Raw genomic sequence first — 16,368 nt, 5'->3', positions numbered from 1 at the left:
GGCTCACCCCGCCTTCGCCATCCGCTTGCGCTCATGCGGATCGAGGAAGCGTTTGCGCAGCCGCACCGAGGACGGCGTCACTTCGACCAGCTCGTCGTCGTTGATATAGGCAATCGCCTCTTCCAGCGACAGCGTCACCGGGGTGGTCAGTCGCACCGCTTCGTCGGTGCCCGAGGCCCGCACGTTGGTCAGCTTCTTGCCCTTGAGCGGGTTCACTTCGAGGTCGTTCTCGCGCGAATGCTCGCCGATGATCATGCCCTGATAGACCTTGGCCTGGGCGCCGATGAACATCTTGCCGCGATCCTCGAGGTTCCACAGCGCATAGGCCACCGCCTCGCCGTTCTCCATCGAGATCAGCACCCCGGCGCGGCGGCCCGGGATCGGGCCCTTGTGTTCGGTCCAGCCGTGGAACACCCGGTTGAGCACGCCGGTGCCGCGGGTGTCGGTCAGGAATTCGCCGTGATAGCCGATCAGCCCGCGCGAGGGGACATGGGCGATGATCCGGGTCTTGCCGGCGCCGGCGGGGCGCATCTCGGCCAGTTCGCCCTTGCGGGTGCCGGTCAGCTTTTCGATCACCGCGCCGGAATATTCGTCATCGACATCGATGGTGGCCTCTTCGACCGGCTCCATCACCTTGCCGTCGACCTCCTTCATGATCACCTGCGGCCGCGAGATCGACAGCTCGAAGCCTTCGCGGCGCATGTTTTCGATCAGAACGCCCATCTGCAATTCGCCCCGGCCCGACACCTCGAAGGCCTCGCCGCCCGGCGTGTCGGCGATCTTGATCGCGACATTGCTCTCGGCTTCCTTCATCAGCCGCTCGCGGATGACGCGGCTCTGCACCTTCTTGCCGTCGCGGCCCGCCAGCGGGCTGTCGTTGATGCCGAAGGTCACGGTGATGGTCGGCGGGTCGATCGGCTGGGCGTCGAGCGGCTCGTCCACCGCCAGCGCACAGATGGTGTCGGCCACGGTGGCCTTGGACATGCCGGCGATCGAAACGATGTCGCCGGCCTGGGCCTCTTCGATGTCCTGCTGCGCCAGTCCGCGGAAGGCCTGGATCTTGGTGACGCGGAACTGTTCGATCTTCTGGCCGATGCGGCTCAGCGCCTGCACCGTGGCGCCGACCTTGAGCTTGCCGCTCTCCACCCGGCCGGTCAGGATGCGGCCGACAAAGGGATCGGCGCCCAGGGTGGTGGCCAGCATGCGGAAATCGTCGTCCTGCTTCTTGATCTGCTTCGGCGCCGGCACGTGGTTGACGATCAGGTCGAACAGCGCGGTCAGGTCCTTGCGCGGCCCGTCCAGCTCGTGATCGGCCCAGCCGTTGCGGCCCGAGGCGTACATATGCGGGAAATCCAGCTGGTCGTCGTTGGCATCGAGCGAGGCGAAGAGGTCGAAACACTCGTCCAGCGCCCGGTCGGGCTCGGCGTCGGGCTTGTCGACCTTGTTGAGCACCACGATCGGACGCAGCCCCAGGGCCAGCGCCTTGGAGGTCACGAACTTGGTCTGCGGCATCGGGCCTTCGGCGGCATCGACCAGCAGGACAACACCGTCGACCATCGACAGGATGCGCTCGACCTCGCCGCCGAAATCGGCGTGGCCCGGGGTGTCGACGATGTTGATCCGATGCGTCTTCCATTCGACCGAAGTCGGCTTGGCAAAGATCGTGATGCCGCGCTCGCGCTCCAGATCGTTGCTGTCCATGGCGCGTTCTTCCACCGCCTGGTTGGCCCGGAAGGCGCCGGATTGTTTCAGAAGCTCGTCAACGAGAGTCGTCTTGCCATGGTCAACGTGCGCGATAATCGCGATATTGCGAAGGTCCATCGGGGATACCTTTATGTCGGAGTTGCGCGCCACCTATCGCCGCGCGCCCCGAAATGCCAGACCTAATGTGTCGCAGCGCCGGAAAACAGCTGGATCACGGCAATCCCGGCGATGATCATCGCCATCCCGAGGATCGCCGGCAGATCGAGTTTCTGGTGAAACACCAGCGTGCCGATCACCGCGATAAAGACGATGCCCAGCCCGGACCAGAGCGCATAGGCCACGCCGACCGGAATGGTCCTCAGCGTCAGCGCCAGCAGATAGAACGCCAGCGCATAGGCCACCACCACCAGCACCGAGGGCCAGAAGCGCGAGAACTGCTGGCTGGCCTGAAGCGCCGAGGTGCCGACGGTTTCCGCCGCGACGGCGAGGACAAGGGCCAGATAGGCGGGCATGGACGGAACTCCCCTCGAAACTTGTGACGCACCCCTGCTTCTTCTGTTTGAAAATACCGCGGGGTCCGGGGCAGAGCCCCGGTCCGACGTCTCACAAAAGCGCTAGGTCGGCAAGCGGATCGGCAAGCGCCGCCGGATCTCCCGGTCGATCTCGGCCGACAACCGCGCCGGGGCCCGATCCGCCAGGATCATCTCCTTGCGCGCCGTCGCGCGGGCCAGCAGGTCCGGCCGGCCCAGCTCCTCCCATTCCTTGGGCGAGGACCGGTCGCCCAGCGTCGGATAGACGTAATCAGTCTGCATCAGCCCCAGGGTCTGATCGGTGCCCAGGTAGTGTCCCGGTCCTTCGAGACAGACCTCGCGGATCACCTCGACCGAGATATTCTCGTCGGTGACCTCGATACCGCGCACGCAGCGCAGCGCCTGACCGATCAGGTCGTCGCCGAGGATCAGGCTCTCGTGGCAGAACCCCAGAAGCGAGGCATGCATCCCCGCCGCTTCGTAGACCATGTTGAGCCCCGACAGCCCGGCCATGACATTCGAGCACATCTGCTCCCAGCCGGCCTGCATGTCGGGCAGCTTGGCATCTGCGATCCCCGCTGCGGCGCCGCCCGGCAGGTCGTAGAAGCCATGCATCTGTGCGCATCCGGCGGTCAGCAGCGCCTGCTCGCCCGAGCCGCCCGACATCGCGCCGGTGCGAAGATCGCTGACAAAGGGCCAGGTGCCGAAGATCGCCGGATGGCCCGGCCGGATGGCGTTGACATAGACCAGCCCGGCCAGGCATTCCGCCGTGGCCTGCACGATGGCGCCGGCGATCGAGGCCGGGGCGGTGGCGCCGGCCTGACCGGCCGAGAGCAGCAGCACCGGCATGCCGCCGCGGATGCATTCCTCCATCACCAGGCAGCTTTCGGTGGCGAATTTCATCGGCGGCACCACAAAGCAATTGGTGTTCGACACGAAGGGCCGGGCCCGCCAGGCCTCCTCGCCGCCGGCCACCAGGTGCAGCATCTCCAGCGCCGGGCCGACAAAGGCCCCCTCGGTAAAGGAGGTGCCGATGTGTTTGCGGGTGCCGCTGACACAGGCATAGACGGTGTTGATGTCCATCTCGAAAGGATCGGGGATATCGCGGGGCACCATCGGCCGCTGGACAAAGTGGATATTGTCCAGCCTGTCGGCGATCCGTGCGGCATCGTGCAGATCCTGCAAGGTGCTGTCGCGATAGCTGCGGCCGTCGACGTCGACCATGTGCACCGCGGCGCCGGCGGTGCCGTAATGCACACGGCTGCCGCCGAGGTGCAGGTCATGCGCCGGATCGCGGCCGCAGAGGGTGATCTCGCGATTGGCGCCGGCGATGGTCTCCTCGATCAGCGCCGGTGGAAAGCGCAGCCTGCCGTCGGCGCCCAGCTCGGCGCCGGCGGCGGTCAGCGCGGCAATGCCGCTGGCCGGCGCATCGGCCAGGCCGACGGTTTCGAGCAGCTCCAACGCGGCGGTGTGGATGCGGCGCATCTGCGCTTCGGTCAGCGGGCGAAAGGCGCCGCCGGTCAGGCCGGGGCGGATCGGGCGCAGGTGGTCGGCGAGCTTGGCGGCACGGGCCGCACGGCGCGCGGCGCGACCGCCCATGCGGGCGGATTTCGGGTGTGTCTGGTCGTTCATCTCTGGCTCCGGCGGAAAGGGAAGGGGTCAGGTCTCAGACCCGGCCCGGCCTGCCGCGCGCGGCACGACCCCGGCCTGCGCCGATGGTCCTGCAAGTGATGATATGTAGGCAAACCCTGCCAGTCATCCGCGCGCTCCCGCCAAGTGACCCGAGCTTTGCCTGAGTCGCGCCTGCGGTCTGGCTCGTTTGCGACATCGCGTCGCTTTCGGAACGCGGAGCGGGAGCGCGAAGGCAACGAACCGCCGGCGCGGTTGTTGACCGATCCGCTTTCCGCAATAGTTTCTGAGCGGCAAGCGACCAGGACCCCCCGAAACCCTGCCCCATGCCCCGAAGCCTCTGCGATGCGCGCGGCAGGATCTGGCCCGAACCGGAGCAAACGTGTTGATGTCTGTGGATATTCTACCGGGAAGCTATTGCGGCGCCGCGCCCCTGCCGGCGCAGGCCCTGTCCGCCTGGAATCTCGATCCGCTGCTGCTGGCCGCTCTGCTGATCCTCGGCTTCGCCCTGCGGCGCAGCCCGGCGGGGTTGGCCGGGGTCATGGTGCTGGTGCTGGCCTTCGTCTCGCCGCTCTGTGTGGTTTCGGTGGCGCTGTTTTCGGCGCGGGTGGTGCATCACGTGCTGCTAGTGGCCGTCGCCGCGCCGCTTTTGGCCGCGGCCCTGCCGCGGGCCCGCGCGATGCCGGCCGGGCTGGCCTTTCTGATCTCGACCGCCGTGCTCTGGGGCTGGCATCAGCCGGCGGCCTACGACCTCGCGCTGGCCGACATGGCGGTCTATTGGGCGATGCAGCTGTCGCTCCTCGGCTCTGCGGTCTGGTTCTGGCGCGCGGTGCTGGGCAGCCGCGGCGGCATCGCGGCGGTGCTCTGGTCGCTGGCCGGGCTGATGCAGATGGGCGCGCTCGGCGCGCTGCTGACCTTTGCGCCCGAGCCGCTTTATGCCGCCCATGCGCTGGCGCCGCTCGACTGGGGGCTGACGCCGTTGGCCGATCAGCAGCTTGGCGGGCTGATCATGTGGGTGCCGGCGATGCTGCCCTATCTGGCGATGATCGCGCTGGCCGGGCGGCAGAGCTGGCGCGCCACGGCCGGGCAGGGCGCCGCATGAGCTGGCTGGTCGGGGTGATCCCGCATCTCAAGGCGCTGCATCTGGCGATGCTGCTGCTCTGGTGCGCCGGGCTCTTTGCGCTGCCGCTGATGCTGGCGCGGCACGATCCGGCCGTCGGCCAGAGCGATTACACCCGGATGCGGCAGGCGACGCATTTCGCCTATACGCTCTGCGTCACCCCGGCGGCGGTGATCGCCATTGCCTCGGGCACGCTGCTGATCTTCCTGCGCGAGGTCTTTGTCACCTGGATGTTTGCCAAGCTGGTGGCGGTGGCGCTGCTGGTCGGGTTTCACGTCTGGGTCGGCTATGCCGTCGTAGCCGTGGCCGAAACCCGCGGCGTGCCCAAGACACCCAAGCGGCTGGTCGGGGCGACGGTGGTACTGGTGGCCCTGATCGTGGTCATCCTGACGCTGGTTCTGGCCAAGCCCGAGCTGGGCGAGATACCGATGCCCGCCTGGCTGACCGAGCCGCGCGGTCAGCCGCTGCCTTTCGATGTGCCCAGACGATAATCGAAGACGAGTTTCCCGCCATGCCAGCCCGTGACCATCACCACCAGCACGTTGACCCCCGACAGCAGGATGCCATAGGGCAGGATCGCCGCCTCGTAGCCCTGCATCCGATATCCCCAGTTCAGCCCCAGCAGCGACAGCAGCATCACCGCGATGACGAAATGCGTCCAGGCCGGGGCACGGGCGCGGATGCCGGGCACCAGCAGCAATTCGGCGGTGCCGGTCGCCCCGGCGGCCAGGCCGAACAGAAAGGCGGTGCCGGCGGCCCAGACAGCGGCGCGTGCCCAGAACAGCTCGCCCGACCACCAGTACAGCGCGTCAGCGCCGAAGGTGCAGAAGGTGAGGGCCACCGGAAAGGCCACGCTCATCGCGTGGATCGGATGGCCCCAGATGCCGACATTGGTTTCGGTGTCGTCATAGCCCGGCGTCTGGGCGATCGGATCGAGCAGCTGGTCGACGTTGTCTTCGGCGGTTTTTTTCGGCATGCGCATGTCCTCTTGCGATGGGGAACTGCCGGGACAACGCTGCTGGCGCTGTCTGGTTGCGAAAATTCCTTGTCCACGGTGCATCCGGCCGGGCCGGCGGCCGCGGTGATTGCCACCTTGTGGTGGGTTCTGCTGATCGGCGCAACGCTGATCTTCCTGTTCGTGGCCGGGCTGTTTGCCTGGGCCTGGCGCCGTCCGGCCGGCCCCGCCAATGTGCGCCGCTACGTGATCGGGCTGGGGCTGGCCTTTCCGCTGACGGTGCTGGCGGCGCTTCTGGCCTATGGGCTGGTGGTGGGCGAGCGGTTGCTGCCGCGCGCCGCGCCCGACGTCGTCTCGGTGACCGCCGAGGCGCGGCAATGGGCCTGGCGTTTCGGCTATGACGATGCGCCGGGGCGCGAGACGCAGGGCATCCTGCACATCCCGGCGGGCCGGCCGGTTGATGTGGCGATCACCACGGTGGATGTGGTGCATTCCTTCTGGGTGCCCAGGCTGGCCGGCAAGCTCGACGCGGTGCCGGGCCATGTCAACACGCTGCGGATCGAGGCCTTTGCGCCGGGCCGCTACGCCGGCGTGAGCGCCGAGTTCAGCGGGCCGGGCTATCGTGCGCATAGGTTCGAGGTGATCGCCCATGACGCCCAAGGCTGGCAGGCCTTTCTGACAGGAGAAACACCATGAACGCGCTGCGCCGCCACCGTGCCCTGACGCGCATCTGGGCTTCCGATCCCGGCTGGAAAGGTTGGTTCACCACCGTCAACCACACCGATCTTGGCCGCATGTTCCTTGCCACAGCGGCGTTTTTTTTCGTGGTCGGCGGCATTCTGGCGATGCTGATCCGGGCGCAGCTGGCAACGCCGCGCTCGGCCTTTCTCGGACCGGAGCATTACAACCAGATCTTCACCATGCACGGGACGATCATGATGTTCCTCTTCGCGATCCCGTTTTTCGAGGGGCTCGCCGTCTATCTCTTGCCCAAGCTTCTGGGCACCCGTGACCTGGCGTTTCCGCGGCTCACCGCCTACGGCTTCTGGTGCTATGTCTTCGGTGGCGCGATGATGATTTTTGCGCTGCTGGCGGGCATCGCGCCCGACAGCGGCTGGTTCATGTATCCACCGCTGTCCTCGACCCTGGGGGCGCCGGGGATCAACCCGGATTTCTGGCTGATCGGCATCACCTTCGTCGAGATCTCGGCGATCTCGGCGGCGGTCGAGATCACCGTCACCGTGCTGCGCTATCGGGCGCCGGGGATGAGGCTGTCGCAGATGCCGATCTTTGCCTGGTATGCGCTGGTGACGGCGGTGATGATCCTGACCGGCTTTCCGCCGCTGATCCTCGGCTCGATCCTGCTCGAGCTGGAACGCGCCTTCGGAATGCCGTTCTTTCAGGTGGCGGCGGGCGGCGATGCGCTGCTCTGGCAGCATCTGTTCTGGCTCTTCGGCCACCCGGAAGTCTATATCATCTTTCTGCCGGCGGCCGGGGCGATCTCGACCATTCTGCCGGTCATGGCGCGCACCAGGTTGATGGGCTACGGCTGGATCGTGGCGGCGGCGGTCTCGCTGGCGGTTCTGAGCTTCGGGCTCTGGGTGCATCACATGTTCACCACCGGCATTCCGCATATGGGGCTGGCGTTCTTTTCCGCCGCCTCGACGCTGGTGGCGGTTCCGACGGCGGTGCAGATCTTTGCCTGGATTGGCACGCTCGCCACCGGCAGCCCGCGGCTGCATCTGCCGATGCTCTGGCTGCTGGCGTTTTTCGCCACCTTCGTGATCGGCGGGCTGACCGGGGTGATGGTGGCCATCGTGCCCTTCGACTGGCAGGCGCATGACACCTATTTCATCGTCGCCCATCTGCATTACGTGCTGGTTGGCGGCTTTGTCTTTCCGATGCTCGCCGCGATTTATTACTGGATGCCGCATTTCACCGGCCGGCGAACCTATTTCAAGCTGGGCACCACGGCCTTCTGGCTGGTCTTCACGGGCTTTCACGGCACCTTTCTGCTGTTGCACTGGGCCGGGCTGCTGGGCATGCGGCGGCGGATCGACAGTTTCGAGCCGGGGCAGGGCTGGGAGCTGATCAACCTGATCGCCTCGGTCAGCGGCTTTGTCATGGCGATCGGCTTTGCGCTCGTGCTGGTCGACGTGGTGGTCAACGCCATAGTGGCGATCCGCGGCTCGCGCGATCCTTGGGGGGCGGGCACGCTGGAATGGGCCATGCCGACCCCTTCGGCGGCCTATAATTTCGCCAGCCTGCCGCAGGTGAGCTCACGCGATCCGCTGTATGACACGCCCGATCTGCCGGCCCAACTGGCGCGCGGCGAAGGCTATCTGGGCGATCCCGCCCGCAACCGCCGCGAGACGCTGGCGATCGACGTCGCCAGCGCCGAACCGCGCCATATCGTCGTCTTTCCGGGCAACACCCTCCTGCCGATCTGGATGGCGGCGATCACCGGGCTGTTCTTTCTCGGCATGCTGCTCAAGACCTATTGGCTGGTGCCGATCTCGGCCGTGGGGGTCATCACCTGCGCGCTGATCTGGGTCTGGAGCCTCGGACGTCGCCGGCCCGAAGGCCGTTTGCCGGTCGGGCGCGGGCTGTCGCTGGCCACTGCCGCCGAGGCGGCGGATCCGCCGGGCTGGTGGGGGTCGCTGTTTCTCTTGCTGGCCGATGGCACGTTTTTCGGCGCGCTGCTCTTTGGCTATGCCTTCCTCTGGACCGTGGCGCCGAACTGGCCGCCGCCGGCCTATGCCGAACCGGGGCCGGCGCTGCTCCTTCTGGTGGCGCTCGGCGCCGGCCTGGCGCTTGCCGGGCCGCGAGCGGGGCACTGGGTCGCGGCGGTGGGCAGTCTCTTGCTGAGCGCCGCCGGCATTGCGGCCCTGTTCCTGGTGCCGGACCCTTCGGCCCATGCCTATGACGCCACGGTCTGGGTGCTGGTGGGATACGGGTTGCTGCATCATGCCGTCTGTCTGCTGATGATCGCCGTGGTCGCCGCCCGCCGGCGGGCCGGGCATTCCGCCGCCACCACCCGGGGCGCCGAGCGCGTGTCGCACCTCTGGAGCCGCTACACGGCGCTGACCTCACTGGTGATCGCGGCGGCGGTGGGGCTGCCGGGGGCGCTGACATGAGCAGTCTTCTGCGCATCGCCCTGCCGCTGACGCTCTGGCTGGCCAGCTTTTCGGCGATCTACGGGCTGCACGGTCTGCTGTGTTCGAGCCGATGGGCGCTGGCCGGTGTCGATCTGCCCGGACGCGGCCTGCTGATTGCCGCCGCCGCGCTGGCGATCCTGCTGCAAGTCGCGCTGATCCTGGCCCTGCGGGCCTCGGTCTGGCCCGAAAGCAACGCTGTGATCCGGCACATCAGCCTGGGATTGGGCGTGGTGGCGCTGGTCTCCACGCTCTGGACGCTGATCCCGGTGGTTGCGGTGTCTCATTGCCTGTGAGCGCCAGTCGCCCGCGTGGCATCGAATGACGCGCGGCCAGGCCGGGGAACTATCGGGATAAGTGTGCACTATCAGGAAGTAAATGGCGGAAAGACAGGGAGTCAAGTCGACATCAGGTTTCTAGAAAAAATCAGTATTATCAATCTGCTGGAATCGAATGCCAAACCTCTCATCCAATCCGATATGCGGGATTCCATGCGGGTTTCTAGGAGGCGCCGAGGGCATCCCAAAGCAAGGTCAACGTAACCAGACGCTGCGACTTGCGACAACCGCGACATCTCCTTTTTACGTGCTGCGGACGAATTTGATTTTGTAGGAAAAGGTGGTGACCAGACATACCCTGAGGTTGCGAGATTGACGTTGGGAAAACGGGTCAGATGCCCTTTGTTTCAGGTAAGTACCGGTGCTTGCTGCGTTCGAGAAGGTCTGGATAATCTTCGGGTTTGCGGACGTTCGCTGCGGTTGCAGCATTGCAAGGCCACGACTGGAATAGCAGACTTTGGAAGGCGCCGCGAAGATCAAGCGGCATGCTTGAAAACACCAAGGTATTCGCCACAGCGCGAGACTTCGCATCATCGGGCCAGCGCCGGTGACCCGGTGGGTTGGAATTGTCGCGGGATTGTGCCGCTCCTATGACCACGTATCGTGCCGCGCAGGAGAACTCAGGCGGCAACACGACTTACCGAAGATTTCCGCGCCAAAGCAACGCAGCTAGTGTTGACGAACGACCTGCCGCGCCAGCAGGCAACGTCCATCTCCCAAGGCACTACGCCGCCTTCTCAATCCCCGACAACCATCTCTCTGAAAACCGCCGATAGTCATGCGATAGTACGCGCTTTCAACGGCACTCATGGTGTGAAGAGATCTGCCCGGGTCATCTCATTAATGAGTACCTGGCCGGTTCGGTATCTGGAGACGTTTTCCCGAATCAGATCAACGGCTCGTTTGTCCCGATTCGGTTCCTGAGGTGACGTATGCGGAGTGATGAGGACGTTTTTCAACGTCCAGAACGGGCTGTCGGAGGGCAATGGTTCCTGACAGAAGACATCCAGGCCGGCACCTGCGATCTGGCCATCTTTCAAGGCGGCGATCAACGCCGGTTCGTCGACCACGTCGCCTCGGGCGATGTTGATGAGATACGCGCTGCGTTTCATCAGTCCCAGCGTTCGGGCGTTCATCAGGTTGCGGCTTGCATTGGTCAAAGGCAATGCCAGAACGACGTAATCGGAGGCGGCCAGCAAAGCGTCGAGAGCGTTCTCGTCCTGGGCGGAATAGACATGGTCCACGTGGGGCACCGGCGCCGAAGCGCTGCGCCGGTATCCGATCACGCGCATCCCCATGGCGGCGCAGCGTTTCGCAAGTGCCTGTCCGATATGGCCGAGCCCGACAATGCCAACGGTATGACCGTAGAGCGAACGAAGGCGCTCGCGGCCGGCTTTCTCCCAGCTGGCGCGCCGTTGCGCATCGAGCAGGTCGGCCGCGCGGTAGGCCAGCGACAGCATGAAGAAAAGCGCATGCTCCGCCAGTGTCTCGACCGAATAGCCGGCAGACCCCGATACCCGGAGACCTCTTTCAAGCACTGCCGGGCGGGCAACACGGTCTATGCCGGCATGGGTGAGGTGAACCCACCGCAGGTTCGGGCCATGCAACTCGTCGGCTGGCAGCAGATTCTGCAGGATGGCGACCTCGGCGGTTTCGAGACCCGCGCAGTCCTTCGAGATCATCCGGCGCCACGCGCAGCACCTCGGAGGGGGCACAAGCGGACATCAGACGATCCCAAAGCTCACCTGTGTAACGGACGTTCGTTACGATCTGTCCCTGCGTTTCCAATGGTTCTCCCTTGCATCTAAGTTCCGGCTTGCCGGAGGTTGCGCCCTAAGCTCGTGTTTCCGGCGCATTCTCCGGCTCTGGAAATCAAACCAGGCGTTTTATCGAAACTCAGCGCGTGCGGCCCTTGCCCCACATGTCGGTATCGGCCCCGAGCTCCTGCTTGAGCCGGTCCGAGGCCTCGCTCAGCTTTTGCAGCACGGCCGTGTCAAGTTCGACGTCCAGCAGCTTTTTTAGGCCGCGGCTCTGTTCGCCATTGCGGGTGCCGACGATGACGCCGCCCACGGCAGGACGTGATTTCAGCCAGCCGATGGCCAGTTCTTCCATGGTGAGCCCGGTCTCATCCACCAGGTTCCATAGGGCGTCCAGCAATTCCTGTCCGGCTTCCTCGGCGCCGTCTTCCTTGTGCACTGCCTCGGACCATTTGCGGTGGTCGAACATCCGGGTGCGGGCGCGGTCTGCGGGGAAATCGTTCAGCGACTTGTACTTGCCGGCCAGAAGCCCCTGCATTAGCGAGGAGTAGCACATGATCGGCACGCCGGCGGCCTCGCACTTGGGCTGGACTTCGAATTCGATGGCGCGGAAGAACAGATGGTAAGGCAGCTGGTTGACCGAGATCTCGCCTAAGTCGCGGGCCTCGCCGATATCCTTGCTGCCGAAGTTCGACACGCCGTACCAGCGGATCTTGCCTTGTTCCTTCAGTGTCTTCAGCGCGCCGATGCTGTCAGGCAGCGGCACGTCGCGGTTGGGCCAGTGCAGCATGTAGAGGTCGATGTGATCAGTGCCGAGGTTCTCCAGACTCCGTTCACAGGCCTCGATCACCTTCTCGGGGGCGAGATTTTCGCGTCCCACCTTGGAGGAAATTACGATTTCCGAACGCTTGTCGCCCAGGGCGCGTTGCAGCAGCTGTTCCGAGTAGCCGCCGCCGTAGGCCTCGGCCGTGTCGAAGAAGTTGATCCCGACATCGAAGGCCGCGCGCAGCGCGTCGATGGAATCGCTTTCCTCCTGTGCGCCGAAGGCCCCGGCGCCGCCCATGCAGCCATAGACGATGGGGGTGGTCACGAGGTCGGTCTTGCCGAACTTTTGCGTCTCGGTCAGGTCTTTCATTTCGAGGGTCCTTTCATGGGTGAGAGGGTTACCAGCTCCACAAGGTTCCGTCTTCCAGCCGGCTGACGGGCAGGTAGGAGCGTCTGTAGGGGTATTTCGCGGCGGCCTCTTCGTCGAAGTCGACGCCCAGGCCGGGGCTGTCGCCGACATGGATCATGCCGTCCTTCAACGCGAGGTCATGCGAGAATACCTCGTTCGATGCGTCCGAGCCGAAGCCCACGAATTCCTGGATGCCGAAGTTCGGCGCCCAGATGCCGAGATGCGATTGCGCCGCATAGCAGATCGGCGAGAGATCCGGCGCGCCATGCGGGGCAATGCGGACGTGGTAGAGCGCGGCGAAATCGGCAATCCTGCGCAGGGCGGTGATGCCGCCGGCATGGGTGGTGGCACAGCGGATATAGTCGATCCACTGGTTCTGGATCATTTCCTTGCAGTCCCAGATCGTGTTGTAGATCTCGCCGATTGCCAGCGGCGTGGTGGTGTGATCGCGGATCACCCGGTAGCTGTCCTGATTTTCCGCCGCCACCGCGTCTTCGAGGAAGAGCAGATCGTAAGGTTCCAGCATCTTGCCCAGCCGCGCCGCCTCGATCGGCGTCAGACGGCTGTGGACGTCGTGCGTCAGGTCGATGTCGTGGCCGAAACGGGCGCGGGCCTCGCGGAACAATTCCTCGATGGAGGTCATGTATTTGCGGGTTGACCAGGGCTCTTCCGGGGGCAGTGGTCGGCTCGACTGCTGTTCGTAGTAGTCCTTCTTGTCGCCCAGCACGCCGTAACTGGCGGCCAGCCCGGGGACGGCGCATTGCAGCCGGACGGCCTTGAACCCCTGGTCGATCAGCGCCGCCGCCTTTTCCAGCGTGTCTGCGACGGTGCTGCCGGTGGCATGGGCATAGGTGGTGACGGAAGTGCGGCTCTTGCCACCGAGCAGTTCGTAGACCGGCAGGTGCGCGGCCTTGCCCTTGATGTCCCACAGCGCCACGTCGACGGCGGCGATCGCGGCCATGTTGATCGGCCCCTTGCGCCAGTAGACGCCCTTGTAAAGGTATTGCCAGATGTCCTCGATCTGGTGCGCATCGCGGCCGATCAGGCAGGGGGCGACGTGTTCCTCAAGATAGGTGGCCACCGCCAGTTCGCGGCCGTTGACCGTGGCGTCACCCACCCCGTAGAGTCCGCTTTCGGTGACGATTTTCAGAGTCACGAAATTGCGGCCGGGGCAACTGACGATCACCCGGACATCGGTGATGGTCAGATCATGTGCCTTACTCATGGGGTCAATCCTCTTCGCCGTAGAATTCGGCGATCAGTGCCTTGAGATGCGCGATATCCTTTTGCAGGAAGGGGATCACGTCGTCGCCCATGCGCTGGCCCTTGCGGCCGGCCTGCTCGCTGTATTCAACAGGCATGCAGAAGGTGCCTTCGACCCCGGCGCGGTGCAGTTCGCTCACCAGTTCGCGCCAGTTGTAGCCGCCGTGGTCATGGGTCGTCCAATGCACGACGTAATCGGCGTCCAGTTCCGGCCCGTTAGCGCGCCGGTGGTAGGCGCTCTTGAAGTTGACCAGCCCGTTCATGTGCGGGCGGACGATGTCGACGGCAATCTTCACCGGCTCGCCATCCACCGCGCAATGGCCCATGTCGAGCACGCCGCAGACGCGGCGGGGATCGTAGCCGTCCAGCAGGTGCATCAGCCCGACGGCGCTGCCGACCATGGTGCCGTAGTGGTTCTGCACGCCGATCGCCACGCCGGCCCGTTCCAGCGCGGGGAGGAGCGCGTCGAACTTGCGGCGGTATCCCTCGACTGAGGCGCGATACCCTTGGTCAAGGTCGATCGGCGCGCAGATGCGGATTATTCCGATTCCGGCCTCGCCGCAGGCCGCAATGGTAGCCTCGTCGATCTCGCCGGCGATGCTGGGGATCTTCAGCCCGTGTTCGGCGAGGGTCTTCACCGCCTTGGGCAACTCCGTGCCGACATTTTCAGGCAGAACCTGATAGCCGGGGCGCACCGCCAGTTCGACGCCTTCGAAGCCGAGGCCTGCCAGTTTCTCTGCCAAGGCGGGCAGGGGGTCGGTCCAGGGTTTGGTGAATACTGATATCAGCGGTTTGGCCATCTCGGGCAAACGTCCTTCGGTTTTGTGTCGGGGATGGGCGGGCTGAAACTCAGCCCTTCAGCCCGGTGGTGGCGATCCCGTCGATCAGCTTCCGCTGGAAGATGAAGAAGACGATGAACATCGGCACCAGTGACAGGAGCGACATGGCGAGCATCGCGCCCCATGTGCTGGCCCCGCGCGAGGCCTGAAGCAGGCGCAACCCCTGCGGCACCGTGTAGTTCTCGATCGAGGTCAGATAGATCAGCGGCGTCAGAAAATCCTCGTAGGTCCAGAGGAAGGAGAACACCGCCGTGGTGACAAGGGCAGGGGTCAGGAGCGGCAGGATGATCGAGAAATATATGCGGATCGGTCCCGCCCCGTCGATCATCGCGGCCTCGTCCAGCTCGCGCGGAATGCCGCGGATAAACTGCACCATCAGGAAGATGAAGAACGCCTCGACCGCCAGAAACTTCGGCGTGACGATCGGCAGGATCGTGTTCACCCAGCCGAAATAGTTGAACAGGATGTACTGCGGGATCAGCGAGGCATGGACCGGGAGCATGATTGTCATCAGCATCAGCGCAAAGAGCGGTTTCTTGAACGAAAAGTCGAGCCGCGCAAAGGCATAGGCCACGAAGGAGCAGGACAGCACGTTGCCGATCACCGCCAGCGTGGCAATGACGAAGCTGTTCGTGAAGAAGACGTTGAACGGCGCGGCGACGCCTTTCCAGCCATTGACGTAGTTTTCCCACTCGAAGTGCCGCGGGATGATCGAGGTGTCCGAGAAAATCGTGTTGGACGGCTTGAGCGAACTCACCGCCAGCCAGACCAGCGGATAGAGCATGAACAGGCCGAACAGGATCAGGAAGCCGTGCATCATCAGTTTCGACCGCGCCTTGGACTTGGCGGTGATCTGGTTGATGTCGGGCGCCACGTCGCGGGTTTCTGCAATGGTCATGGTGATTTACCCCTCGTCCCCGTAGTGCACCCAGTATTTGGCGCTCAGGAAGGAAATCGTGGTTGCGATGCCGATAATGGCGACCAGCACCCAGGCAATGGCCGAGGCATAGCCCATCTCGAAGTCGGTGAAGGCCTGTTCGTAGAGATACAGCGTGTAGAACAGCGTGGAATCCGCCGGTCCGCCGGTGCCGTCCGAGATGATGTAGGAGGGCGTGAAGGCCTGGAACGAGCCGATGGTCTGCATCACGAAGTTGAAGAAGATGATCGGCGTCAGCAACGGAATGGTCACGTAGAAGAACTGCTGTACCGGGCGGGCGCCGTCGATGGCGGCGGCATCGTACATGTCCTGCGGGATCTGCTTGAGACCGGCGAGGAAGATCACCATCGGTGCGCCGAACTGCCAGGCGGCGAGTAGCACAAGGGTGCCCAGCGCGTAATCGGGGTTGGTGATCCAGCTCGGCGCGTCATAGCCGAACCAGTTCCACAGGAAATGGTTGATGATCCCGTCATAGGAAAAGATCTGGCGCCACATGATGGCGACGGCCACGCTGCCGCCCAGAAGCGAGGGCAGGTAGAAGACCGACCGGTAGATGCCCAGGCCGCGCAGCCCCCGGTTCAGGATCAGCGCGATGAACAGGGCAAAGCCCAGCTTCAGCGGCACCGACAGGAAGACATAGCCGAAGGTGACCTTGAGCGACTGGATATAGCGCGGATCGCCGCCCAGCAGCTTTTCGTAATTCGCCGTGCCGGCCCATTCGGGCGGGGTGAACAGGTCGTATTCGGTGAACGATAGATACATCGAGCCCAGAAGCGGCCCGAGGGTCAGCAGGAGAAACCCGAGCAGCCAGGGCGACAGAAACAGGAAGGCTACAGCATTCTGCTTTTTGGAAAGGTTCTTTGTCTCGCTCATGAAACCGCGCCCTTCGTTGAACCGGGATATCTGCACTCCGCGCCCGGAGGCGCGGAGGCGGGAGACGACCGGAACCCATCCGTTCCGGCCGTGC

General features: G+C 64.6%; 15 protein-coding genes. 5 read left to right on the top strand and 10 right to left on the bottom strand.

Features of this window, described 5'->3' with window-relative positions:
- Positions 1-3: 3 nt before the first annotated feature.
- The 3 genes from typA to AC0J5K_RS09410 form a co-directional block, all read right to left on the bottom strand.
- Complete coding sequence (gene typA, locus AC0J5K_RS09420) at positions 4-1,821, bottom strand: translational GTPase TypA (protein WP_048531433.1); 1,818 nt, start codon at positions 1,819-1,821, stop codon at positions 4-6.
- A gap of 62 nt (positions 1,822-1,883) precedes the next feature.
- Positions 1,884-2,216, bottom strand: coding sequence for a DMT family transporter (locus AC0J5K_RS09415; RefSeq protein WP_048531435.1), 333 nt, complete (start codon positions 2,214-2,216; stop codon positions 1,884-1,886).
- A 102-nt stretch (positions 2,217-2,318) separates the two neighbouring features.
- Positions 2,319-3,866: a trimethylamine methyltransferase family protein gene (locus tag AC0J5K_RS09410; RefSeq protein ID WP_074835504.1), complete on the bottom strand. Its 1,548-nt coding sequence runs from the start codon at positions 3,864-3,866 to the stop codon at positions 2,319-2,321.
- Positions 3,867-4,251: 385 nt separating this feature from the next.
- On the opposite strand from AC0J5K_RS09410, the gene AC0J5K_RS09405 reads away from it, so the two are divergent.
- Positions 4,252-4,965, top strand: a complete 714-nt coding sequence (locus tag AC0J5K_RS09405) for a cytochrome c oxidase assembly protein (RefSeq protein ID WP_274564212.1) — start codon at positions 4,252-4,254, stop codon at positions 4,963-4,965.
- Positions 4,962-5,474, top strand: a complete 513-nt coding sequence (locus tag AC0J5K_RS09400; RefSeq protein WP_048531441.1) for a CopD family protein — start codon at positions 4,962-4,964, stop codon at positions 5,472-5,474. The genes AC0J5K_RS09405 and AC0J5K_RS09400 overlap by 4 nt, the downstream gene beginning before the upstream one ends.
- Here the strand turns inward: AC0J5K_RS09400 and AC0J5K_RS09395 are convergent.
- Positions 5,441-5,959 carry a DUF2231 domain-containing protein gene (locus AC0J5K_RS09395; protein WP_048531443.1) on the bottom strand — a complete coding sequence of 173 codons (519 nt, stop codon included), beginning with the start codon at positions 5,957-5,959 and terminating at the stop codon, positions 5,441-5,443. The two genes, AC0J5K_RS09400 and AC0J5K_RS09395, sit on opposite strands and share 34 nt — an antisense overlap.
- A gap of 78 nt (positions 5,960-6,037) precedes the next feature.
- On the opposite strand from AC0J5K_RS09395, the gene AC0J5K_RS09390 reads away from it, so the two are divergent.
- From AC0J5K_RS09390 to AC0J5K_RS09380, 3 genes are read left to right on the top strand one after another with little or no spacing between them, the layout of a single operon-like run.
- Entirely contained in the window at positions 6,038-6,634 is a 597-nt protein-coding gene (locus AC0J5K_RS09390; protein WP_274564244.1) for a cytochrome c oxidase subunit II, read from the top strand.
- Positions 6,631-9,075 (top strand): cytochrome c oxidase subunit I, encoded by a 2,445-nt coding sequence (gene ctaD, locus AC0J5K_RS09385; RefSeq protein WP_274564216.1) that lies wholly within the window; start codon positions 6,631-6,633, stop codon positions 9,073-9,075. The genes AC0J5K_RS09390 and ctaD overlap by 4 nt, the downstream gene beginning before the upstream one ends.
- A complete protein-coding gene (locus AC0J5K_RS09380; RefSeq protein WP_274564218.1) occupies positions 9,072-9,389 on the top strand; it encodes a hypothetical protein in 318 nt (105 codons plus the stop codon). Before ctaD ends, AC0J5K_RS09380 begins: the two co-directional genes overlap by 4 nt.
- An 848-nt stretch (positions 9,390-10,237) precedes the next feature.
- Here AC0J5K_RS09380 and AC0J5K_RS09375 read toward each other — a convergent pair.
- The 6 genes from AC0J5K_RS09375 to AC0J5K_RS09350 all read right to left on the bottom strand — a co-directional run bounded on the left by AC0J5K_RS09375 (position 10,238) and on the right by AC0J5K_RS09350 (position 16,274).
- On the bottom strand, positions 10,238-11,113 hold the full coding sequence (locus AC0J5K_RS09375) for a D-2-hydroxyacid dehydrogenase (protein ID WP_274564220.1): 876 nt from the start codon (positions 11,111-11,113) through the stop codon (positions 10,238-10,240).
- A 214-nt stretch (positions 11,114-11,327) separates the two neighbouring features.
- On the bottom strand, positions 11,328-12,323 hold the full coding sequence (locus AC0J5K_RS09370) for an aldo/keto reductase (RefSeq protein ID WP_274564222.1): 996 nt from the start codon (positions 12,321-12,323) through the stop codon (positions 11,328-11,330).
- Positions 12,324-12,351: 28 nt separating this feature from the next.
- A complete protein-coding gene (gene manD / locus AC0J5K_RS09365) occupies positions 12,352-13,587 on the bottom strand; it encodes a D-mannonate dehydratase ManD (protein ID WP_274564224.1) in 1,236 nt (411 codons plus the stop codon).
- Between the two features lie 4 nt (positions 13,588-13,591).
- Complete coding sequence (locus AC0J5K_RS09360) at positions 13,592-14,425, bottom strand: sugar phosphate isomerase/epimerase family protein (protein WP_274564226.1); 834 nt, start codon at positions 14,423-14,425, stop codon at positions 13,592-13,594.
- Between the two features lie 49 nt (positions 14,426-14,474).
- Entirely contained in the window at positions 14,475-15,362 is an 888-nt protein-coding gene (locus AC0J5K_RS09355) for a carbohydrate ABC transporter permease (protein ID WP_274564228.1), read from the bottom strand.
- 6 nt (positions 15,363-15,368) lie between these two features.
- The gene (locus tag AC0J5K_RS09350) at positions 15,369-16,274 is read right to left on the bottom strand and encodes a carbohydrate ABC transporter permease (protein ID WP_274564230.1); all 906 of its coding nucleotides are present in this window, start codon (positions 16,272-16,274) and stop codon (positions 15,369-15,371) included.
- Between the last annotated feature and the right edge of the window lie 94 nt (positions 16,275-16,368).

The sequence above is a fragment of the Marinovum sp. E3 genome (genome assembly GCF_055755275.1).
This window is presented reverse-complemented; position numbering and strand designations above follow the sequence as displayed.

Coding starts and splice junctions, on each gene's coding strand:
- typA (WP_048531433.1), bottom strand. CDS start 1,821: ATGGACCTTCGCAATATCGCGATTATCGCGCACGTTGACCATGGCAAG.
- AC0J5K_RS09415 (WP_048531435.1), bottom strand. CDS start 2,216: ATGCCCGCCTATCTGGCCCTTGTCCTCGCCGTCGCGGCGGAAACCGTC.
- AC0J5K_RS09410 (WP_074835504.1), bottom strand. CDS start 3,866: ATGAACGACCAGACACACCCGAAATCCGCCCGCATGGGCGGTCGCGCC.
- AC0J5K_RS09405 (WP_274564212.1), top strand. CDS start 4,252: ATGTCTGTGGATATTCTACCGGGAAGCTATTGCGGCGCCGCGCCCCTG.
- AC0J5K_RS09400 (WP_048531441.1), top strand. CDS start 4,962: ATGAGCTGGCTGGTCGGGGTGATCCCGCATCTCAAGGCGCTGCATCTG.
- AC0J5K_RS09395 (WP_048531443.1), bottom strand. CDS start 5,959: ATGCCGAAAAAAACCGCCGAAGACAACGTCGACCAGCTGCTCGATCCG.
- ctaD (WP_274564216.1), top strand. CDS start 6,631: ATGAACGCGCTGCGCCGCCACCGTGCCCTGACGCGCATCTGGGCTTCC.
- AC0J5K_RS09380 (WP_274564218.1), top strand. CDS start 9,072: ATGAGCAGTCTTCTGCGCATCGCCCTGCCGCTGACGCTCTGGCTGGCC.
- AC0J5K_RS09375 (WP_274564220.1), bottom strand. CDS start 11,113: ATGATCTCGAAGGACTGCGCGGGTCTCGAAACCGCCGAGGTCGCCATC.
- AC0J5K_RS09370 (WP_274564222.1), bottom strand. CDS start 12,323: ATGAAAGACCTGACCGAGACGCAAAAGTTCGGCAAGACCGACCTCGTG.
- manD (WP_274564224.1), bottom strand. CDS start 13,587: ATGAGTAAGGCACATGATCTGACCATCACCGATGTCCGGGTGATCGTC.
- AC0J5K_RS09360 (WP_274564226.1), bottom strand. CDS start 14,425: ATGGCCAAACCGCTGATATCAGTATTCACCAAACCCTGGACCGACCCC.
- AC0J5K_RS09355 (WP_274564228.1), bottom strand. CDS start 15,362: ATGACCATTGCAGAAACCCGCGACGTGGCGCCCGACATCAACCAGATC.
- AC0J5K_RS09350 (WP_274564230.1), bottom strand. CDS start 16,274: ATGAGCGAGACAAAGAACCTTTCCAAAAAGCAGAATGCTGTAGCCTTC.